The organism is Pseudomonas sp. C6002 (genome assembly GCF_013385805.1).
GTDB lineage: Bacteria > Pseudomonadota > Gammaproteobacteria > Pseudomonadales > Pseudomonadaceae > Aquipseudomonas.
The window spans coordinates 65,006-85,681 of sequence record NZ_JACAPH010000043.1 but is presented as its reverse complement, the minus strand read 5'-3'; the positions used below and the strand labels follow the sequence as shown (position 1 = coordinate 85,681).

The 20,676-nt window shown below is 61.8% G+C and carries 17 protein-coding genes; 6 read left to right on the top strand and 11 right to left on the bottom strand.

What is annotated here, in order from left to right:
* Nucleotide 1: 1 nt before the first annotated feature.
* The 4 genes from HX817_RS28700 to HX817_RS28685 all read left to right on the top strand — a co-directional run bounded on the left by HX817_RS28700 (nt 2) and on the right by HX817_RS28685 (nt 7,018).
* Nucleotides 2-3,163 carry an efflux RND transporter permease subunit gene (locus HX817_RS28700; protein WP_003219803.1) on the top strand — a complete coding sequence of 1,054 codons (3,162 nt, stop codon included), beginning with the start codon at nt 2-4 and terminating at the stop codon, nt 3,161-3,163.
* Nucleotides 3,160-4,617 (top strand): AdeC/AdeK/OprM family multidrug efflux complex outer membrane factor, encoded by a 1,458-nt coding sequence (adeC, locus tag HX817_RS28695; RefSeq protein WP_003219806.1) that lies wholly within the window; start codon nt 3,160-3,162, stop codon nt 4,615-4,617. Before HX817_RS28700 ends, adeC begins: the two co-directional genes overlap by 4 nt.
* Before the next feature lie 172 nt (nt 4,618-4,789).
* On the top strand, nt 4,790-6,040 hold the full coding sequence (locus HX817_RS28690; RefSeq protein ID WP_008431143.1) for an OprD family porin: 1,251 nt from the start codon (nt 4,790-4,792) through the stop codon (nt 6,038-6,040).
* Nucleotides 6,041-6,076: 36 nt separating this feature from the next.
* Nucleotides 6,077-7,018, top strand: a complete 942-nt coding sequence (locus tag HX817_RS28685) for a polysaccharide deacetylase family protein (RefSeq protein WP_371317788.1) — start codon at nt 6,077-6,079, stop codon at nt 7,016-7,018.
* Here HX817_RS28685 and pcaC read toward each other — a convergent pair.
* From pcaC to pcaR, 11 genes are all read right to left on the bottom strand, one after another.
* The gene (pcaC, locus tag HX817_RS28680) at nt 7,015-7,407 is read right to left on the bottom strand and encodes a 4-carboxymuconolactone decarboxylase (RefSeq protein ID WP_003219813.1); all 393 of its coding nucleotides are present in this window, start codon (nt 7,405-7,407) and stop codon (nt 7,015-7,017) included. The two genes, HX817_RS28685 and pcaC, sit on opposite strands and share 4 nt — an antisense overlap.
* A 187-nt stretch (nt 7,408-7,594) precedes the next feature.
* On the bottom strand, nt 7,595-8,386 hold the full coding sequence (gene pcaD / locus HX817_RS28675) for a 3-oxoadipate enol-lactonase (protein WP_177041982.1): 792 nt from the start codon (nt 8,384-8,386) through the stop codon (nt 7,595-7,597).
* A 10-nt stretch (nt 8,387-8,396) separates the two neighbouring features.
* Nucleotides 8,397-9,761 carry a 3-carboxy-cis,cis-muconate cycloisomerase gene (locus HX817_RS28670; protein WP_177041980.1) on the bottom strand — a complete coding sequence of 455 codons (1,365 nt, stop codon included), beginning with the start codon at nt 9,759-9,761 and terminating at the stop codon, nt 8,397-8,399.
* Between the two features lie 49 nt (nt 9,762-9,810).
* Nucleotides 9,811-11,106 (bottom strand): MFS family transporter, encoded by a 1,296-nt coding sequence (locus HX817_RS28665; RefSeq protein ID WP_003219818.1) that lies wholly within the window; start codon nt 11,104-11,106, stop codon nt 9,811-9,813.
* Between the two features lie 180 nt (nt 11,107-11,286).
* Nucleotides 11,287-11,853: a protocatechuate 3,4-dioxygenase subunit alpha gene (gene pcaG / locus HX817_RS28660; RefSeq protein WP_003219820.1), complete on the bottom strand. Its 567-nt coding sequence runs from the start codon at nt 11,851-11,853 to the stop codon at nt 11,287-11,289.
* A gap of 1 nt (nt 11,854) precedes the next feature.
* The gene (gene pcaH, locus HX817_RS28655) at nt 11,855-12,559 is read right to left on the bottom strand and encodes a protocatechuate 3,4-dioxygenase subunit beta (protein WP_003219824.1); all 705 of its coding nucleotides are present in this window, start codon (nt 12,557-12,559) and stop codon (nt 11,855-11,857) included.
* A gap of 28 nt (nt 12,560-12,587) precedes the next feature.
* The gene (pcaF, locus tag HX817_RS28650; protein WP_177041987.1) at nt 12,588-13,793 is read right to left on the bottom strand and encodes a 3-oxoadipyl-CoA thiolase; all 1,206 of its coding nucleotides are present in this window, start codon (nt 13,791-13,793) and stop codon (nt 12,588-12,590) included.
* A complete protein-coding gene (locus HX817_RS28645; RefSeq protein WP_172834582.1) occupies nt 13,790-14,572 on the bottom strand; it encodes a CoA-transferase subunit beta in 783 nt (260 codons plus the stop codon). The genes pcaF and HX817_RS28645 overlap by 4 nt, the downstream gene beginning before the upstream one ends.
* A complete protein-coding gene (locus HX817_RS28640) occupies nt 14,569-15,426 on the bottom strand; it encodes a CoA transferase subunit A (protein WP_003219830.1) in 858 nt (285 codons plus the stop codon). The genes HX817_RS28645 and HX817_RS28640 overlap by 4 nt, the downstream gene beginning before the upstream one ends.
* 147 nt (nt 15,427-15,573) lie before the next feature.
* Nucleotides 15,574-16,920: an MFS transporter gene (locus HX817_RS28635; RefSeq protein WP_003219832.1), complete on the bottom strand. Its 1,347-nt coding sequence runs from the start codon at nt 16,918-16,920 to the stop codon at nt 15,574-15,576.
* Nucleotides 16,921-17,068: 148 nt separating this feature from the next.
* Complete coding sequence (gene pcaR / locus HX817_RS28630) at nt 17,069-17,911, bottom strand: pca regulon transcriptional regulator PcaR (RefSeq protein WP_003219833.1); 843 nt, start codon at nt 17,909-17,911, stop codon at nt 17,069-17,071.
* 668 nt (nt 17,912-18,579) lie between these two features.
* Here pcaR and HX817_RS28625 point away from each other — a divergent pair.
* Nucleotides 18,580-18,780, top strand: coding sequence for a hypothetical protein (locus tag HX817_RS28625; RefSeq protein ID WP_003219834.1), 201 nt, complete (start codon nt 18,580-18,582; stop codon nt 18,778-18,780).
* 310 nt (nt 18,781-19,090) lie between these two features.
* A complete protein-coding gene (locus tag HX817_RS28620; protein ID WP_003219836.1) occupies nt 19,091-20,566 on the top strand; it encodes an inorganic phosphate transporter in 1,476 nt (491 codons plus the stop codon).
* Nucleotides 20,567-20,676 lie beyond the last annotated feature (110 nt).

Genomic DNA, 20,676 nt, shown 5'->3' with positions numbered 1-20,676 from the left:
CATGTCGAAATTTTTTATCGACCGTCCCATTTTCGCCTGGGTAATTGCCCTGGTGATCATGCTGGTCGGGGCACTGTCGATCCTGAAGTTGCCCATCAACCAGTACCCGGCCATCGCGCCAACCGCCATTGATATCCAGGTGACCTACCCGGGCGCGTCTGCACAAACCGTGCAGGACACCGTGGTGCAGGTGATCGAACAACAGCTCAACGGTATCGACAACCTGCGTTATGTCGCCTCGGACAGTAACTCCGACGGCAGCATGACCATCACCGCGACGTTCAACCAGGGTACCAACCCGGACATCGCCCAGGTTCAGGTACAGAACAAGCTCAACCTGGCGACCCCGCTGCTGCCACAAGAAGTACAGCAGCAGGGTATCCGCGTTACCAAGTCGGTGAAGAACTTCCTGATGGTGATCGGTCTGGTGTCGGAAGACGGCAGCATGACCAAGGATGACCTTTCCAACTACATCGTTTCCAACATCCAGGACCCGATTTCCCGGACCGCCGGTGTGGGCGACTTCCAGGTGTTCGGTTCCCAGTACGCCATGCGTATCTGGCTCGACCCGGCCAAGCTGAACAACTACCAGCTGACGCCAGTGGATGTCAGCAACGCCATCCAGGCGCAGAACGTCCAGGTGGCCACCGGCCAACTCGGCGGCCTGCCTGCCCTGCCCGGCACTCAGTTGAACGCCACCATCATCGGCAAGACGCGTCTGCAAACCACTGAAGCGTTCGGCAATATCCTGATGAAGGTCAATACCGACGGTTCCCAGGTTCGCCTGGGTGACGTTTCGCGTATCGAACTGGGCGGCCAGAACTACAGCATCAGCGCACAGTTCAACGGCAAGCCGGCTTCCGGTATGGCGATCAAGCTGGCAGCCGGTGCCAACGCACTGGACACCGCCAAGGCGATTCGCGAAACGGTTGCGTCCCTCGAACCGTTCTTCCCACCTGGCATGAAGGCTGTGGTGCCGTATGACACCACGCCGGTTGTGACCGAATCGATCTCCGGTGTGGTTCACACCCTGATCGAAGCGATCGTGCTGGTGTTCCTGGTGATGTTCCTGTTCCTGCAGAACTTCCGCGCCACCATCATCACCACCATGACCGTACCGGTGGTATTGCTGGGTACCTTCGGGATCCTCGCTGCGTTCGGCTTCACCATCAACACCCTGACCATGTTCGGCATGATCCTGGCCATCGGCTTGCTGGTGGACGATGCCATCGTTGTGGTGGAGAACGTCGAGCGGGTAATGGCCGAGGAGCACTTGTCGCCCAAGGAGGCGACGGTCAAGTCCATGGGCCAGATCCAGGGGGCCCTGGTGGGTATCGCCCTGGTGCTGTCGGCGGTATTGCTGCCAATGGCGTTCTTCGGTGGTTCCACCGGTGTGATCTACCGCCAGTTCTCCATCACTATCGTTTCGGCGATGGCGCTGTCGGTACTGGTTGCCCTGGTCTTCACCCCGGCCTTGTGCGCCACCATGCTCAAGCCGATTGACCCGGAAAAACACGGCCAACCCAAGCGCGGCTTCTTCGGCTGGTTCAACCGTACCTTCGACCGTGGCGTACTGAGCTACGAGCGCGGCGTCGGCAACATGATCAAGCACAAGTTCCCGGCATTCGTGGTCTATGCCCTGATCCTTGCCGGCATGATCTGGATGTTCACCCGCATTCCAAGCGCGTTCCTCCCAGAGGAAGACCAGGGCGTGATCTTTGCCCAGGTACAAACGCCGGTGGGTTCTTCGGCTGAACGTACGCAGAAAGTCATCGACGATATGCGCGCCTACCTGTTGAACGACAAGGAAGGCGAGCCAGGCGAAGGCAAGGCTGTCAAATCGGTGTTTACCGTGAACGGCTTCAACTTCGCCGGTCGTGGCCAGAGCTCGGGCCTCGCGTTCGTGATGCTCAAGCCGTGGGACGAGCGTGACTCGAGCCAGTCGGTATTTGAGGTTGCCAAGCGTGCCCAGGGTTACTTCTTCGGGGCCTTCAAGGACGCCATGGTATTTGCCGTGGTGCCACCTTCGGTACTCGAACTGGGTAACGCCACCGGTTTCGACGTGTTCCTGCAAGACCAGGGCGGCGTCGGCCACCAGAAGCTGATGGATGCGCGTAACCAGTTCCTGGGTGCCGCGGCACAAAGCAAGATCCTGGCGGGCGTGCGCCCCAACGGCGTGAACGATGAGCCGCAGTACGAGCTGACCGTTGACGACGAGAAGGCCAGTGCCCAGGGCATCAGCCTGGCAGACATCCAGCAGACCCTGGCAATCGCCTTGGGTGGCAGCTACATCAACGACTTCATCGACCGTGGTCGTGTGAAGAAGGTGTATGTACAGGGTGACGCCGCCAGCCGGATGTCTCCGGAAGACCTGAGCAAATGGTACGTGCGCAGTACGTCCGGGAAAATGGTGCCGCTGTCGGCCATCTCTTCGGGCAAGTGGATCTTCGGTTCGCCGAAACTCTCGCGCTATAACGGTGTAGCGGCGATGGAAATCCTCGGTACCCCGGCACCTGGCTACAGTACCGGTGATGCGATGGCGGAAGTCGAACGCATTGCCAAGGACCTGCCGGCTGGCGTTGGTTACTCCTGGACCGGCCTGTCGTACGAAGAACGTCTGTCCGGCTCCCAGGCACCTGCGCTGTACGCCCTGTCGCTGCTGGTGGTGTTCCTCTGCCTCGCGGCACTGTACGAAAGCTGGTCGATCCCGATTGCGGTGATTCTGGTTGTACCACTGGGTGTGATCGGTGCGTTGATCGCCACCAGCCTGCGAGGACTGTCCAACGACGTGTTCTTCCAGGTGGGCCTGTTGGTGACGGTGGGTCTGGCAGCGAAAAACGCCATCCTGATCGTGGAGTTCGCCAAGGAGCTCCACGAACAGGGCAAAGGCATCGTCGAGTCGGCCATCGAGGCATCCCGCATGCGTCTGCGACCGATCATCATGACGTCCATGGCGTTCATGCTCGGCGTACTGCCCCTGGCAATTTCCACCGGTGCCGGCTCAGGTAGCCAGCACGCCATCGGTACGGGCGTAATTGGCGGTATGATCACCGCCACGGTCCTCGCGATCTTCTGGGTACCCCTGTTCTTCGCAACCGTGTCCTCCGCTGGCGAGCGTAAAAAGACTGAACCCAAGCAAACTCCTAAAGAGGCTGGCCAATGAGCAAGTCGCTACTTTCCTTAGCTGTCACGGCATTCGTGCTCAGTGGCTGCTCGCTGATCCCGGACTACCAGCGCCCTGAAGCGCCGGTAGCCGCGCAGTTCCCGCAGGGGCCGGCGTATTCGTCGGCCCAGGCGCCGGGCCAGGCGGCTGCCGAGCAGGGCTGGAAGCAGTTTTTCCATGACCCTGCCCTGCAACAGCTGATCCAGACCGCCCTGGTGAACAACCGCGACCTGCGTGTCGCGGCCCTGAACATCGATGCGTATGCCGCGCAGTACCAGATCCAGCGCGCCGACCTGTTCCCGGCGGTTTCGGCCACGGGCAGCGGCAGCCGTACGCGCACCCCGGCCAAGCTGTCGCAGACCGGCGAAGCGGGCATCACCAGCCAATACTCGGCGGGCCTCGGGATCAGTTCTTATGAGCTGGACCTGTTCGGCCGCGTACGCAGCCTGAGCGAACAAGCGCTGCAACAATACTTCGCGACCGAAGAAGCGCGTCGCACCACCCAGATCAGCCTGGTGGCCAGCGTGGCCAACGCCTACCTGACCTGGCAGGCCGACAAGGAGCTGCTCAAGCTCACCCAGGACACCCTGGGCGCGTACGAGCAGAGCTTCAAACTGACCTCGCGCAGCAATGAAGTCGGCGTGGCTTCGGCCCTGGACCTGAGCCAGGCCCGTACCTCGGTGGAAAACGCCCGGGTTGCACTGGCGCGTTATACCCGCCAGGTGGCCCAGGACGAAAACAACCTGACCCTGCTGCTGGGTACCGGCCTGCCGGCGAACATCGTCAGCCGGCCATTGGCTGATGACCTGTTGAGCGAAGTACCGGCCGGCCTGCCATCGGACCTGCTGCAACGTCGTCCCGACATCCTGCAGGCCGAGTACAACCTCAAGGCGGCCAACGCCAACATCGGTGCGGCACGCGCTGCGTTCTTCCCGAGCATCACCCTGACCGCCAGCGCCGGCACCGCGAGCCCGACCCTGGGCGGCCTGTTCAAGGGCGGTTCGGGTACCTGGTCGTTTGCACCGCAGATCAACATCCCGATCTTCAACGCCGGCAGCCTGCGCGCCAGCCTGGATTACTCGAAAATCCAGAAAGAGATCAACGTCGCCAACTACGAGAAAGCCATCCAGACCGGCTTCCAGGAAGTCTCCGACGGCCTCGCCGCCCGCGAGACCTACAAGCAGCAACTGGACGCCCAACGTGGCTTCGTCGCGGCCAACCAGGATTACTACCGCCTGGCCGAGCGTCGCTACCGTATTGGTGTCGACAGCAACCTGACGTTCCTCGACGCCCAGCGCCAACTGTTCAGTGCCCAGCAATCGCTGATCACCGACCGCCTGGCGCAGCTCAATAGCGAGGTCAACCTGTACAAGGCCCTCGGTGGTGGCTGGAACGAACAGACCGCGAAGAACGAACCGTTGAAAGAAGAAGCACCGCCCTTGAAGTTGTTCTGATAGTGGCGCAGTAAACAAAAACCGCTTCCCGCCCAGGAAGCGGTTTTTTTACGCCCATGACTTTGCGTTCGATCATCGCCCACAACCCGCTCTCCCCCACTTTCATCGCCCCCGCACCGCCCCGCACCATGGCCGCCACCTGCATAACCCCAATAACAACAGGTCTGACACCATGAGCACTTTCGACCCGCGCCGGCTTTTGCTGGCAACCGCTGTCGCCAGCATTGCCCTCCCCGTTGTCGCTGAAGAACACGGCTTCCTGGAAGACGCCAGCGCCAACCTAAACCTGCGTAATTTCTTCTTCAACCGCAACTACACCAACCCCAGCAAGACCCAGGGCGGCGCACAGGAGTGGACGCAAAGTTTCATCCTCGACGCCAAGTCCGGCTTCACCCAGGGCACCGTCGGTTTCGGCGTGGATGTACTGGGCCTGTACTCATTGAAGCTCGATGGCGGGCGCGGCACGGGTGGCACCCAGCTGTTGCCGCTGGACCACGACGGCCGTCCGGCGGATGAATTCGGGCGTCTGGGCGTGGCGTTCAAGGCACGGGTTTCAAAGACAGAAGTGAAAGTCGGCGAATGGATGCCGGTGCTGCCGATCCTGCGTTCGGACGATGGCCGCTCGCTCCCGCAAACCCTGCGCGGCGGGCAAATCACCTCCAAGGAAATCGACGGCCTGACCCTGTACGGCGGCCAGTTCCGCGCCAACAGCCCACGGGACGACAGCAGCATGACCGACATGTCCATGTTCGGGAAAACCGCGTTCACCTCCGACCGCTTCAACTTCCAGGGCGGCGAATATGCCTTCAACGACAAACGCACCCAGATCGGTGTGTGGAACGCCCAACTCAAGGACATCTACAGCCAGCAATACCTCAACCTGATCCACAGCCAACCGGTGGGCGACTGGACCCTGGGCGCCAACCTCGGGTTCTTCTATGGCAAGGACGACGGCAGCGCCCGCGCCGGTGACCTCGACAACAAGACCTGGTCCGGACTGTTCTCGGCCCGATACGGCGGCAACACGTTCTACGTCGGCCTGCAAAAACTCACCGGCAACAGCGCCTGGATGCGCGTCAACGGCACCAGCGGCGGCACCCTGGCCAACGACAGCTACAACGCCAGCTACGACAACGCCCAGGAAAAATCGTGGCAGGTACGCCATGACTATAACTTCGCCGCCCTGGGTATTCCGGGCCTCACGCTGATGAACCGCTACATCAGCGGCAGCAACGTACACAGCGGCACGGTGACCGATGGCAAGGAATGGGGACGGGAAAGTGAAGTGGCCTACGTGGTGCAGAGCGGAGCGCTGAAGAATCTCAATGTGCGCTGGCGTAACTCCAGCATGCGCCGGGACTACAACAACAACGAGTTTGATGAAAACCGGTTGATCGTCAGTTACCCGATAAGCCTGCTGTAAAGCCTCGACAGTCTTGTTGTATGGTGCGCGCGTGTCATGGATGACCCGCCCCAGCAGCCAATGTCATTCGAGTCCGCCATGAAACACTTCGCCACCGTATCGGCCGCACTAGCCCTGGCCCTGAGCCTCAGCGGTTGCATCGGCCCGCCTCTGGCGCTGACACCGCAAACTGAACAACGCCTGAAAACCGAGGCGCCGATCCGTTTTTTGCTGACCTTCGATGACGGCCCCAGCGCCTCGGGCTTCATGAACCCCAGCCGTTCGGTGATGGCGGACCTGGCGAACAACCCGATACAGCCAGGGATCAAGGCGGTGTTCTTCCTGCAGACCGAGGCGCCCCGCTCCGGCGGCAACCCGCGGGGCTACAAGACCATGGAGCGCGAATACGCGGCCGGCCATATCCTGGGCTTCCACACCGCGACCCCGTGGCACAGCAACCATCGCTTGCAGAATCCGGCTGAACTGGAGCACTACCTCAGCCTGGGTTCGTCGACCCTCACCTCCATCACCGGCCAACCGCCCACACTGGTACGCCCGCCGTTCTGGAACTACGACAAGCGTACCTTCGCCGCCTATCAGCAACACGGCATGCATGTGTTGCTGACCGATCTGAGTGCAAACGATGGGGTGATCTGGGTGTTCAACGGCAGCCCGCGTCGACGGGAAAACCTGATACGCCAACTCTCGGTGGTGCGCGAGCGCATCGCCAAAGGCGAATTACCGACGGTGGACGGCGTGATCCCGGTGGTGGTGACCTTCCACGATATCAACCGCTACACCGCCTGGCACTTGAAGGAATACCTGCAAATCCTGCTGGACAGCGCCCATATCAATAGCGTGCCCCTCGCCACACAGCCTTTCTACACCGACCGGGCAACCTTGCAGCGAGCCGCCATGGCCCGCACGGTAAAAAGCGCCGACGAAGTGGTGCACCTGCCAGGTGTGTGGAATTGGGTGTGGGACGCTGACTCGCACTAGGCGCGCGACTCTACCCCCAACTCATCCCACACCGACTCGGCCAAGTGAAACGTCGCATTGGCCGCCGGGATCCCGCAATAGATCGCGCTCTGCATCAGCACTTCCTTGATCTCGGCGCGGGTCACACCGTTGCTCGCGGCGGCGCGCAGGTGCAGCTTCAGCTCTTCGCTGCGGTTCATGCCGATGAGCATGGCGATGGTGATCAGGCTTCGGGTATGCCGCGGCAGCCCCGGGCGGGTCCAGATATCCCCCCAGGCGTGGCGGGTGATCATTTCCTGGAACTCGCTGTTGAATTCGGTCAGGGCGTTGAGGCTGCGGTCGACGTGGGCGTCGCCCAGCACTTCGCGGCGCACTTGCAGGCCTTCGGCATAACGTTGTTTCTCGTCCACAAAACGCTCCTCATGCAACGGTGACGACAGGCACATACCTGTGGCGAGGGAGCTTGCTCCCGTTGGGTCGCGCAGCGACCCCAGTGAGGCCGCTGCAGGGTTTTACAAATAGTTGGGTTGCGGCTGCTCAGGGGCTGCTACGCAGCCCAACGGGAGCAAGCTCCCTCGCCACAGGGTTCAGCGATACTCAGCGCGATAGCAGAAATTCCAGCACACGGTCGCTGAACACCGCACCGGCTTGCACGTTGGACAAGTGCGCGGCATAGAACTCGGCATACTCGGCGCCCTGCACATGCGCCTGGATAAAGTGCCCACCCGCCGGCGGCGTCACCGCATCTTCGCTGCCTGCGATCACCAGGGTCGGCACCTTGATCGACGCCAGTTGCTCGCGGAAATCCGCGTCGCGCACGGCCGCGCAGTTTGCGGCATAACCCTGGGGATCAGTCGCCGCCAGCATATCGGTGATCAGCTTGGCCTGGTCAGGATGAGCCTCGGCGAAGTCTGCGGTGAACCAGCGGGCAATTGACGCATCACGCAGGGCAACCATCGCGGCCGCACCGTCGCGCAGGACCATCTCGATGCGTGGGTTCCAGATCTCCGGCGTGCCGATCTTCGCGGCGGTGTTGCACACCACCAGCCGGCGCAAACGCTCACCCGCGTTGATCCCCAGCCACTGGCCGATCAGGCCGCCCATGGACAACCCGCAGAAATGCGCGCGCTCGATCTGCAACGCATCCAGCAGCGCCAACACGTCACGGCCCAATTGCTCGATGCTGTAGGGGCCTTCGGTGACCAGCGACTTGCCATGGCCCCGGGTGTCGAAACGCAGCACCCGGAAGTACTGGGTGAACGCCTCGATCTGGATGTCCCACATATGCAGGTCGGTGCCCAGGGAGTTGGACAGCACCAGTACCGGTGCATCTTCGGGGCCATCGAGTTGGTAGTTCAGTTCGCCATCGGCGAGTTGTACAAATCCCACAGCAGCCTCCTCAGGCAGTCAAAGCAAAATGTTCGGCCACGGCCCGGGTGACCCAGGTGTGCGCCTGGCCCAGGTAGTGCGCCGGGTCCAGCAGGCGATCGAGTTCGGCCGCCGAAAGCTCGGCAGTCACTTGGGGTTCATCCCCCAGCACCGCGCGCAGGTGACGCCCGTCGGCGACGGCGCGTTTGCAGCATTGTTCCAGCAGATGGTGCGCGGTTTCGCGGCCCAGGCGCTGGGCGAGGACGATGCTGACCGCTTCGGCCAGTACCAGGCCCTGGGTCAGATCAAGGTTTTGGACCATGCGCCGGGGGTCGACTTCCAGGCCTTCGCTGACCAGCAGCGCCTGATGCAACGCACCGGATACCAGCCGGCAAATCTCCGGCAGGGTTTCCCATTCGGCGTGCCACAGGCCCAGGCTGCGTTCGTGTTCCTGGGGCATCGCGCTGAACATCGTTGCCACCAGGCCGGGCACTCGCGTGGCAGCGCTGATCAGCACGGCAGCACCCACCGGGTTGCGCTTGTGGGGCATGGTCGAAGAGCCGCCCTTGCCGGGGGCCGACGGCTCAAACACTTCCGCCGCTTCGGTCTGCATCAGCAGGCTGATGTCGCGACCCAGCTTGCCGAGGCTGCCGGCGATCAAACCGAGCACCGAGGCAAACTCCACCAGGCGGTCGCGCTGGGTGTGCCAGGGTTGCTCCGGCAGGCCCAACTGCAACTCGGCGGCCAGTGCTTGCGCCACCGGCATCGCCTGTTCGCCGAGGGCCGCCAGGGTTCCGGAAGCACCGCCAAATTGCAGCACCAGCAAACGCGGCTTCAGCTCACTGAGGCGCTGCCGGTTGCGGGTGACTGCGCCGAGCCAACCGGCGATCTTCATGCCCAGCGTGACCGGCGTTGCATGCTGCAGCCAGGTCCGGCCTGCCAAAGGAGTGGTCCCATAGCGCTGGGCCTGGGCGGCAAGAATGTCCCCCAACCGCGCCAGATCATGTTCGATCAGCTCGGCCGCACTGCGCAGTTGCAGCACCAGGCCGGTGTCCATCACATCCTGGCTGGTAGCGCCCAGATGCACATAACGTTCGGCGCCGGCATCTTCGCTGGCGATCAACTTGCCGAGGGCCTTGACCAAGGGAATCGCAGAGTTGCCTGCGGTGGCGATGGCGTCGCCGAGGGCATCTACGTCGTAGAGAGAAGCCAGGCAGGCCTGGGCAATGGGCGCGACGGCCGCTTGCGGGATCAACCCGACCTGAGCCTCAGCCCGGGCCAGCGCCGCTTCGAAATCCAGCATGCCCTGCAAACGCCCCTGGTCGCAGAACACTTCGGCCATGCCGTTGGCGGTGAAGTAGGCGTCGAACAGTTGGTTGCTCGTGCGCATCGTCATAACACATCCCTAGGTGGCGCATACCCGGCAACGGGCATGCGCCAGCCGGTTACAGATCGTGGTGCAAATACGCCGCCTCTTTGGGCAGGCGCAAGCTGAACAGGAACGCCACCGCCATCATCGCCGTGACGTACCAGTAGAAGGTGTTCTCCATGCCCATGGACTTGAGCCCCAAGGCCACATATTCCGCCGAACCGCCGAAGATCGCGTTCGCCACCGCATACGCCAAGCCCACGCCCAGTGCGCGTACTTGTGGCGGGAACATTTCGGCTTTCACCAGGCCGCTGATGGAGGTGTAGAAGCTCACGATGGCCAGGGCCAGGGTGATCAGCACAAAAGCCAGGAACGGGCTGCTGACGGTTTTCAGGGTCAACAGGATTGGTACAGTGCACAGCGTGCCCAGGGCGCCGAACCACAGCATCGAGTTACGGCGGCCAATCTTGTCCGCCAGCATGCCGAACACCGGCTGCATGCACATGTAGAAGAACAGCGCGCCGGTCATGATGTAGCTGGCGGTCTTGGCGTGCATCCCGGCGGTGTTCACCAGGTACTTCTGCATGTAGGTGGTGAACGTGTAGAAAATCAGCGAGCCGCCGGCGGTGTAGCCGAGCACGGTGATAAACGCCGCCTTGTGATCGCGGAACAGCGCGGCAATGCTGCCGGCGTCCTTGTCTTCACGCATTTCCTTGCTGGTGGTTTCTTTCAGGGTGCGACGCAGCAACAGCGAGATCACCGCCGCAATGGCGCCGATCACAAACGGAATGCGCCAGCCCCAGGCCCGCAGTTCTTCTTCGGTGAGGATCTGTTGCAGGATCACCACCACCAACACCGCCAGCAGTTGCCCGCCGATCAGGGTCACGTACTGGAACGAGGCGAAGAACCCGCGCTGGCCCTTGAGGGCGACTTCACTCATGTAGGTGGCAGTGGTGCCGTATTCGCCGCCTACCGACAGGCCCTGGAACAACCGGGCGACCAACAGCAGGGCCGGGGCCCAGGCGCCGATGTCTTTGTAGGTGGGCAAAAAGGCGATGACCAGGGAACCGGCGCACATCATCAGCACCGAGATCATCATGGAATTCTTGCGACCGTGTTTATCCGCCACCCGGCCGAACAGCCAGCCGCCGATAGGGCGCATCAGGAAGCCGGCGGCGAACACGCCGGCGGTGTTCAGCAGTTGCACGGTGGGGTCGTCCGACGGGAAAAACGCCGGGGCGAAATAGATGGCGCAGAAGGCATAGACGTAGAAGTCGAACCATTCGACGAGGTTGCCGGAAGAGGCACCGACAATCGCAAAAATCCTTTTGCTGCGTTCTTCTCCGGTGTAGTGGCTGGTTTTTGTTGTCATGTTTTTTCACTCAGTGGGAACGGTTATAGCCTAGACATACTTTGCAACAACCATGTTCCGCAAGCAGACTTTTGGATATTTGTTGCCTGGGCCGGCCTCATCGCGGGCAAGCCCGGCTCCCACATTTGGAATGCATTCCCCTGTGGGAGCTGGCTTGCCTGCGATAGATCCGCAACCCACTCAATAATCGAAGAACACCGTCTCTTCGTCTGTGCCCTGCAAAATCACATTCCACTGATACACACCCGCCGCATCCGCCTTGGCGATCAACGTGCGGCGGCGCTCCTGCGGCACACACGCCAGCAGCGCGTCATCCCCATTCGCCGCTTCACCGTCAAAGTAAATCCGCGTCAGCAGGTGCTTCACCAGCCCACGGGCAAACACCAGCACCACCAGGTGCGGCGCCTGGGTCGTGCCCTTCAACCCCGGCACACTGCCCGGCTTGATGGTGGTAAAGCGAAAACGCCCTTCAGCGTCCACCGGCACCCGGCCGAAGCCTTCGAAGTTCGGGTCCACCGGTTTGTCCTGCTCATCCTCGGGATGGTCGTACTTGCCGGCCGCATTGGCCTGCCAGACCTCCAGCATGGCGTCGTTGACCACATCGCCATTGCCATCCACCACCTGCCCGGTGATCGCCACGCGCTCGCCGAGGGTGGCCGCAACGGTCAGGTCTTCGCGGTTCAGCCAGGTCAGGCCAATGTGGTAATACGGCCCGACGGTGTGGGAAGTAGTCGCGTTGAGGCTCATCTCATTTCTCCATCGGCGTGGCGTCGCGGCCGCGCAGGACGATGTCCCAGCGGTAGCCGAGGGCATAGTGCGGAATGGTTTTTTCCAGATCGAACGAGGCGATCAGGCGCTCCTTGGCGGACGTGTCCGGGACGCAGTTGTAGATCGGGTCATAGGCCAGCAGCGGGTCACCGGGGAAATACATCTGCGTCACCAACCGCGTCAGCACACTCGGGCCGAACAGCGAGAAGTGGATGTGCGCCGGGCGCCACGCGTTGTGGTGGTTGCCCCACGGGTAGGCGCCGGGCTTGATGGTCTGGAACTGGTACCAGCCGTCGGCGTCGGTGACGGTACGCCCGGTGCCGGTGAAGTTCGGGTCCAGCGGTGCGTCGTGCTGGTCGCGCTTGTGGTTGTAGCGGCCGGCAGCGTTGGCCTGCCAGATTTCCACGAGGATGCCGGGAACGGGCAGGCCGTTTTCATCCAGCACGCGCCCGTGAATGATGATGCGTTCGCCCTGGGGCTCGCCTTCGTGCTGGGCGGTCAGGTCGTTGTCCTTCTCGTTGACGCGCTCGGCGCCGATGGTCGGGCCAGTGATTTCCGACAGGGAATGGGGCAGGAACACCAACGGCTTGGACGGCGAACGCAGGTTCGTCGACTGGTAGGCCGGGTGCAGGTAATCAGGCTGAGTACCCGCTTGCGGGCGCCGGTATCCGGGCTTGTCACTCATGGAGCAATCCTCTTTATTCTTGTGGGTCTCAAACGCGTTCGATTGCCAGGGCCAGGCCTTGGCCCACACCGACGCACATGGTCGCCAGGCCTTTGCTGCCACCGGTTTTTTCCAGCTGATGCAGCGCGGTCAGTACCAGGCGCGCACCGCTCATGCCCAGCGGATGGCCAAGGGCAATCGCGCCGCCGTTCGGGTTGACCTGCGGTGCGTCGTCGGCAATCCCCAACTCGCGCAGCACGGCCAGGCCCTGGCTGGCGAAGGCTTCGTTGAGTTCGATCACATCGAAATCAGTCACCGCCAGGCCCAGGCGCTCCACCAGTTTGCGCACCGCCGGCACCGGGCCGATGCCCATAACACGCGGCGCCACACCGGCGCTGGCCATGCCCAGCACCCGGGCGCGGGCGGTCAGGCCGTGTTTTTTGACGGCTTCAGCAGAGGCCAGAATCAGCGCGGCGGCACCATCGTTCACACCAGAGGCGTTGCCTGCGGTGACGGTCTTGTCCGGACCATTGACCGGCTTGAGTTTGGCCAGGGCTTCCAGGGTGGTATCGGCCCGTGGATGCTCGTCGTGCTCGACCACGGTTTCGCCTTTTTTGTGGGCGACACGCACCGGTACGATTTCTTCGGCGAAGAAACCGGCGGCCTGTGCAGCGGCCGTACGTTGCTGGCTGCGCAGGGCGAAGGCGTCCTGGTCGGCGCGGGAGACTTTATAGTCGTCGGCCACGTTGTCAGCGGTTTGCGGCATCGGGTCGACGCCGTACTGGGCCTTCATCAACGGATTGATAAAGCGCCAGCCGATGGTGGTGTCTTCCAGCTTCATGTTGCGCGAGAACGCCGCATCGGCCTTGCCCATCACGAACGGCGCGCGGGACATCGACTCGACGCCACCGGCAATCGCCAGTTCCATCTCGCCGCTGGCGATGGCGCGGAAGGCCGTGCCGATCGCGTCCATGCCCGAAGCGCACAGGCGGTTCAGGGTAACGCCGGGAATGCTCTCCGGCAGGCCGGCCAGCAATGCCGCCATGCGCGCCACGTTGCGGTTGTCTTCGCCGGCCTGGTTGGCGCAGCCGAGAAACACTTCGTCCACCGCGTTCCAGTCCACCGATGGGTTGCGTTCCATCAGCGCCTTGATCGGCAGTGCCGCCAGGTCATCGGCGCGCACGGTGGACAAGCCACCGCCAAAACGGCCGATGGGGGTACGAATGGCGTCACAGATAAATACGTCGCGCATCAGGCTTCTCCGGGGGCTTGGCCGTGGGCGGCAGCGGTGCGTGCCTCAAGGTCGCGCAGGGCAGTCAGTTCAATCTCGGTGGGTTCGGCGCTGGTGGTCACCTGGTCGGCAAAACGAATCGCCCAACCGGTGGCGGCCACTACTTGCTCACGGGTCACGCCGGGGTGCAGGGCGGTGACGACAAATTCGTGGCTGCCCTCCTCCGGCTCCATGATGCACAGGTCGGTAATAATCCCTACAGGACCGGCGCCTGGCAGACCCAGGCGTTTGCGCGAGTCACCGCCTTCGCCGTGGCCGACCGAGGTGATGAAGTCCAGCTTGTCGACAAACGAGCGGGCCGACTGCTTGAGGATGATCAGCACGCTCTTCGCGGAGCCGGCGATCTCCGGTGCACCACCGGCACCTGGCAGGCGCACTTTGGGCTGGTGGTAGTCACCGACCACGGTGGTGTTGATATTGCCGAAACGGTCGACCTGGGCCGCGCCGAGGAAGCCGACGTCAATGCGCCCGCCCTGCAGCCAGTAGCGAAAAATCTCACCGGTCGGCACCACGGTGTCAGCGGTTTCAGCCAGCTCGCCGTCACCGATGGACAGCGGCAGCACCGAAGGCTTGGCGCCAATCGGGCCGGACTCGTAGATCAGCACCACATCCGGCGACGACGTCAGGCGCGCCAGGTTGGCAGCCTTGGAGGGAAGGCCGATGCCGACGAAGCACACCGAACCGTTCTTCAGGCGGCGCGCGGCGGCGACGGTCATCATTTCGTTGGTCGAGTAAGCCATTATTTGGCCTCCTGCGCGGTGGCCAGCTTGGCCTGGAATTCACTGAAATTGGCGGTGCCGTGGATGTATTCGTTGATCCACGCAGTAAACGTCTCACGGTCCCGGGCGATGGGGTCCCAGGCCTGGTAGAAACGGTTGTCACGTTCGGTGTAACCGTGGGCGTAGGACGGATGCGCGCCACCCGGCACATGGCACACGGCAGTCAGGGCCCAGGTCGGCAGCACGCAGGCGTTCATCGGCGCGTTGAGGTCGTCGACGATTTCTTCAACGGTAACGATGCAGCGCTTGGCCGCCAGGGCCGCTTCCTTCTGCACCCCGAGGATGCCCCACAGCAGCACGTTGCCCTTGCGGTCAGCCTTTTGCGCGTGGATCACGGTGATGTCCGGGCGCACCGACGGCACGGCCGCCAGTACTTCACCGGTGAAGGGGCAGGTCACGGTCTTGATCAGCGGGTTGACCTTGGGCAGGTCGGAACCGGCGTAGGCCCGCAGCACCGCGAATGGCAGGCCGGAGGCACCGGCGACGTAGGCATTGGCCAGATCGGCGTGGCTGTGCTCTTCGATCTCCAGCGGTTGCGGCCATTGCTTTTCAACGGCGTCCCGCAGGCGATGCAGGGAACCCACGCCCGGGTTGCCGCCCCAGGAGAAAATCAGCTTGCGTGCACAGCCGGCGCCGATCAACTGGTCGTAGATCAGGTCAGGCGTCATGCGCACCAGCGTCAGGTCTTTCTTGCCCTGACGAATGATTTCATGACCTGCCGCCGTAGGGATCAGGTGAGTAAAGCCTTCGAGTGCAACGGTGTCGCCGTCATTCACGAACTGCTTTACCGCATCAGCCAGCGAAAGGATTTCAGCCATGGGGTGGGCTCCCGGTATCGATCGAAAAAGGCGCTGGAGGCAGCGCCGAAGTGCTTGAAGATTAAGCCGGGGGTCGGGGCCAAACAATCCGATAATCGACTGAGTGTTCGATTATCGAACGGATTGTTGTCTTGCTATCGGTCCGTTTCAGGTAGCGTCGGCATGGCTGACCATGCCCTTGATCACCACCGCGGTGGTGGCCAATGCCGCCGGGATCACCAAGGCGGTCAGCACCTGTTCGAAGTTCCAGCCCAGGCCCAGCAAGGTCGCGCCCATCCACGCCCCGAGGATCGCGCCAAAGCGGCCGATGCCGAGCATCCACGACACGCCCGTGGCGCGGCCCTGGGTCGGGTAGAAACGTGCGGCCAGCGACGGCATCGCCGACTGCGCACCGTTGACACACATGCCGGCAATCAACACCAGGGTCGCCAGCAGCGTGATATTGCCCAGGCTCTGCCCCACCGCGTAGGCAAACACCCCGGCCAGCAGGTAGAAGGTACCGATGACCTTGTGCGGATTGAACCGGTCCATCGCCCAGCCCACGCCGACCGCACTCAATACGCCGCCAAACTGGAACAACGCACCGATAAACGCGGCCTGTTCCATGCTGGCGCCGCTGTCGCGCATCAGGGTCGGCAGCCAACTGGTCAGCAGGTAAACAATCACCAGGCCCATGAAATACGTCAGCCACAACAGCAAGGTGCCGGCGCTGTAGGTGCCGGAGAAGATCACCGCGAACACGTTGCGCGCCTTGACGGTTTTCTGTTCGGGCACGCTGAAGCTCGAGGCCTGGGCGACGATACCCGGCTCGATAGGCGCCAGGGTCTTGCGCACCTTGTCGGTGCCGCGATTGCGCACCACCAGGTAACGCGCCGACTCCGGCAGCCAGAACAGCAGCACCACCGCGAGGATCAGCGGCAACAGGCCGCCGATCATTAGCAGGCTGTGCCAGCCATACGCCGGGATCAGCTTGGCCGAGATAAACCCGCCACCGGCCATGCCCAGGTTGAAGCCGCAGAACATGCTGGTCACCAGCAGCGACTTATGGCGTTCCGGGGTGTATTCGGAGAGCAGTGTCGTGGCGTTCGGCATGCCGGCGCCCAGGCCGAGACCGGTGAGGAAGCGCAGGATCAGCAGTTGATCGACGTTGCTGCTGTAGGCCGAGGCCAGGCTGAAGGCCCCAAACACCAGCACCGCCCCCACCAGCACCACCTTGCGCCCGAAGCGGTCGGCGAGTGGGCCGGAGCCCAGGGCGCCGAAGACCATGCCGATCAACGCGGCGCTCATCACCGGGCCGAGGCTGGCGCGGTCGATGCCCCAGTCCTGGGACAGCGCCGGGGCGATAAAGCCCATGGCGGCGGTGTCGAGGCCGTCGAGGAAGACGATGAGAAAACACAGGATCACCACTCGCCACTGATACCGCGACAGCGGCTGGGCGTTGATGAAGGACTGAACGTCCAAACAAGTACCGACAGCAGGTGAAGGCTGATTCATTATTTTTATTTCCACACCGATGGGCGGGCGAACGACCTTGAGTCGTCATTATTATTGGGGCGGCGCCTTGAAGCGCTGCCGCACATTAATAAGCCTTGGGAAACACCGTCAATTCATCCAGCCGGGATCTGTGCGGTCACCGAACAGCTTACGCAAACAGCTGCGCACTCAGCTCCTGGCTGGCACTGAGCATGCTCGGCAGGAAACGCTGCTCCAGCTCGCTGCGGCTGACCCGCCCGGCATGGGTGCTGACGTTCAGTGCCGCCAGGACCTGGCCCGAAGCGTCGTACACCGGCACGGCGATGGAACGCAGCCCTTGCTCCAGTTCCTGGTCGACAATGCACCAGCCCTGCTGCCGCACTTCCTGCAGGCATTCGAGCAAGGCTTGCGGGGTGGTGAGGGTGCGGCTGGTCTTGGTTTGCAGGTCGGCGTGGTCGAGGTAGTCCTGCAGCGAGGCGTCATCCAGCGCCGCCAGCAGGATACGGCCCATGGAGGTGCAGTAGGCCGGGAGACGGCCGCCCACGGAAAGGTCGACGGAAATCAGGCGTTGGGTGGTGGCGGAGCGGGCAATGTAGAGGATGTCATCACCTTCCAGGGTTGCCATGTTGCACGCCTCGTGGAGCTGCTCGCTCATGCGGTCCAGGTACGGCTGCGCCGAAACGGCCAGGGGCGTGGACGACAGGTAAGCGTGGCCGAGGGTCAGCACCTTGGGCAGCAGCGAATAGGTACGCCCGTCGGTGGTGGCGTAGCCGAGTTTGATCAGGGTATGCAGGCAACGGCGTACGGCAGCGCGGGGGATTTCCGTGCGGTGGCTGATCTGGGCGATGGTCAGGTGGCGCTTGCGCTCCTGGAATGCCTGCACCACGGCCAGGCCGCGGGCCAGGGAGGTCATGAAATCCGGATCACCGGTAAACGCCTGGATGCGCTTGGCCGGTGACGCAACGATCGGCGGCGCCACTGATGCGAAGGAGTTGCGCAATTGATCGTTCATTTGGGGTCCTTTCTCTTATTTTTAACCGCTGCGGGGGGGGTGACCGCTATTACAAGCCGCCGTGCAATGGCTGCACAAGGCAGGGCAACCAACATTGGGCGATTATCGGACGGTCATTCGATTATCGCAATTTGTCACCGCCGACCGGTGCCGGAACCCCTCTACATCCATTTGAGTGCCTTTCAGAATCGACTGATGTACGAGAGAAGTTAAGGTTGATTAACGCCTGTAGAACATTGCATGATTTATGGCGCCAATAGTTCAGCAAATACCCCACACACCTGCGTAACAAAACCCTCACACAAAGTTGACGATTTTTAACTTGTTGGCGATAGTGTTATTCAAGCGCGTGGCTATAATGCATCCTGTGCAGGAGCCAGCCTCGCCTGACCCCGAGGATAGATTTCACCCAGTCGTGCACCGGCTGCGTGCAGGCTCCGCCGCAAGTACCTGACACACATTTCGAATGCCTGCCAACTGCTTGTGGCTGTGACAAGAAAACTGTTGCTACGACAACTGCTCTTCTCCGGTATCGTGGCCGCGTGCAATAAAGAAGTGGTTTTTCCTGTATACCTTTCCACGCTGATCTTCAGATTGACGGTATACCGGGGGCGACTTCCCGGCATCGCGTTTCGCCGGAATCAAACTCAACTCAATTAGGTAACAATGTGACGAAAGACGAACTGCGCGCGGAACTTGAGCGCCAGGAACAACGTTACAAGGATGTTTACGGCGGGGAAGTCACCACCTACGCCGCCCAGCCAGAACCTGAACGCAAGCCATGGCGCAAACGAGCCAGCCTGCTCGACCAGGCCTTTGCCCAGGAAATCCAAAAGATTGAACAGGACCTCAAAGCCGAAGAGCCATAAGCGTTTCGGGTTGAGCTTCCAAAGGTGCCATCTCTCTGCCAGTACCACGCTGGTGGAGGGAAGCCCGTTATGTGGCCTTAGCGAAATTTCATACGATTGTTTCAGTTATTCCCTTCCGGCGCTTTATCCCGCGAATTTGATGGATCCTCCATATAAATCAATCACTTGCCAAAGCCCCGAAAACACCGGGATGCACGCCTCCCCCCCATTTTTTTTCGTTGAAGAATGTTACCGATGAGCAGCTAGTGCATTGATTACCGATGTTTTCTGGCATAATCGCGCCCCCTTACGACCGGGTCAGAAAACCTTCATGATCGATTTATTCAGCGGACTGGATGCTTGGGTTCTAGTGAGCCTGTTGCTCGCCCTGGCCTTTGTCCTCGCCTTCGAGTTCATCAATGGCTTTCATGACACCGCTAACGCGGTTGCCACAGTCATCTATACCAAAGCCATGCCTCCGCATCTGGCCGTGTTCTTCTCCGGGGTGTTCAACTTCCTCGGCGTGTTGCTCGGTGGGGTCGGTGTTGCGTATGCCATCGTGCACCTGCTGCCGGTGGAGTTGCTGATCAATGTGAACACCGGCCACGGTCTGGCCATGGTCTTCTCATTATTGGCAGCGGCGATCACCTGGAACCTCGGCACCTGGTATTTCGGGATCCCGGCGTCCAGTTCCCACACCCTGATCGGTTCGATCCTCGGTGTCGGCCTGGCCAACGCCCTGATCAACGACATTCCCCTGGCTGACGGCGTCAACTGGCAGAAAGCGATCGATATCGGCGCTTCGCTGGTGTTCTCGCCGATGGCTGGTTTCGTGGTTGCCGCCCTGGTGCTGCTGGGCCTGAAATGGTGGCGCCCGCTGTCGAAGATGCACAAGACACCGGACCAGCGCCGCAAGCTCGACGACAAGAAGCACCCGCCGTTCTGGAACCGCCTGGTCCTGGTGATTTCGGCGATGGCCGTGAGCTTCGTGCACGGCTCCAACGACGGGCAGAAAGGTATTGGCCTGATCATGCTGGTACTGATCGGTATCGTGCCGGCGCAGTTCGTACTGGACCTGGGCAGCACCACTTACCAGATCGAGCGCACCCGCGACGCCACGCTGCACTTGAATCAGTTCTACCAGCGCAATCAAGAAACCCTCGGTGAGTTCCTGGCCCTGGGCAAAAGCGTGAAAGACGATTTGCCGGGCAAGTTCCAGTGCAATCCGCAGCAGACTGAACCGACGATCAACGCCCTGCTGGGGACCTTGAAAGGTGTCTCTGACTACCATTCGTTGACCGCCGAGCACCGGATTGAAGTGCGTCGTTATCTGTTGTGCCTGGATGACACCGCGAAGAAGGTGGGCAAGTTGCCAGGCCTGGATGCGCGTGAGAAGTCGGACCTGGACAAGTTGCGCAAGGACCTGACGGCGACCACCGAGTACGCGCCGTTCTGGGTGATCCTGGCGGTGGCACTGGCCTTGGGCCTGGGCACCATGGTGGGCTGGAAGCGTGTGGTGCTGACCATTGGTGAGAAGATCGGCAAGCAGGGCATGACGTATGCCCAGGGTATGTCGGCGCAGATCACCACGGCCAGCATGATTGGCTTGGCCAATATCTTCAGCTTGCCGGTTTCCACGACCCATGTGTTGTCTTCGGGTGTGGCGGGGACCATGGTGGCGAACAAGAGCGGGCTGCAAGGTGGCACCGTCAAGACCATTCTGATGGCTTGGGTGTTGACGCTGCCGGCGACTGTGGGCCTTTCGGCCGGGTTGTTCTGGTTGGCTTCCAAGGCTTTGGGTAGCTGACAGCTCTTGGGCTTGTGAAGAGGGTGCGACCTGTGAGGGTCGTGCCTTTTTTTATGGCTGGGGTTTGGGTGTATATCCGTTATTTAGGTAACGGCCGCTTATGGTTCCGC

What these genes read in the sequence shown, in the direction of transcription:
- HX817_RS28700 (WP_003219803.1), top strand. Translation starts at nt 2, where the DNA reads ATGTCGAAATTTTTTATCGACCGTCCCATTTTCGCCTGGGTAATTGCC.
- adeC (WP_003219806.1), top strand. Translation starts at nt 3,160, where the DNA reads ATGAGCAAGTCGCTACTTTCCTTAGCTGTCACGGCATTCGTGCTCAGT.
- HX817_RS28690 (WP_008431143.1), top strand. Translation starts at nt 4,790, where the DNA reads ATGAGCACTTTCGACCCGCGCCGGCTTTTGCTGGCAACCGCTGTCGCC.
- HX817_RS28685 (WP_371317788.1), top strand. Translation starts at nt 6,077, where the DNA reads ATGGATGACCCGCCCCAGCAGCCAATGTCATTCGAGTCCGCCATGAAA.
- HX817_RS28670 (WP_177041980.1), bottom strand. Translation starts at nt 9,761, where the DNA reads ATGACGATGCGCACGAGCAACCAACTGTTCGACGCCTACTTCACCGCC.
- HX817_RS28665 (WP_003219818.1), bottom strand. Translation starts at nt 11,106, where the DNA reads ATGACAACAAAAACCAGCCACTACACCGGAGAAGAACGCAGCAAAAGG.
- pcaG (WP_003219820.1), bottom strand. Translation starts at nt 11,853, where the DNA reads ATGAGCCTCAACGCGACTACTTCCCACACCGTCGGGCCGTATTACCAC.
- pcaH (WP_003219824.1), bottom strand. Translation starts at nt 12,559, where the DNA reads ATGAGTGACAAGCCCGGATACCGGCGCCCGCAAGCGGGTACTCAGCCT.
- HX817_RS28640 (WP_003219830.1), bottom strand. Translation starts at nt 15,426, where the DNA reads ATGGCTGAAATCCTTTCGCTGGCTGATGCGGTAAAGCAGTTCGTGAAT.
- HX817_RS28635 (WP_003219832.1), bottom strand. Translation starts at nt 16,920, where the DNA reads ATGAATCAGCCTTCACCTGCTGTCGGTACTTGTTTGGACGTTCAGTCC.
- pcaR (WP_003219833.1), bottom strand. Translation starts at nt 17,911, where the DNA reads ATGAACGATCAATTGCGCAACTCCTTCGCATCAGTGGCGCCGCCGATC.
- HX817_RS28620 (WP_003219836.1), top strand. Translation starts at nt 19,091, where the DNA reads ATGATCGATTTATTCAGCGGACTGGATGCTTGGGTTCTAGTGAGCCTG.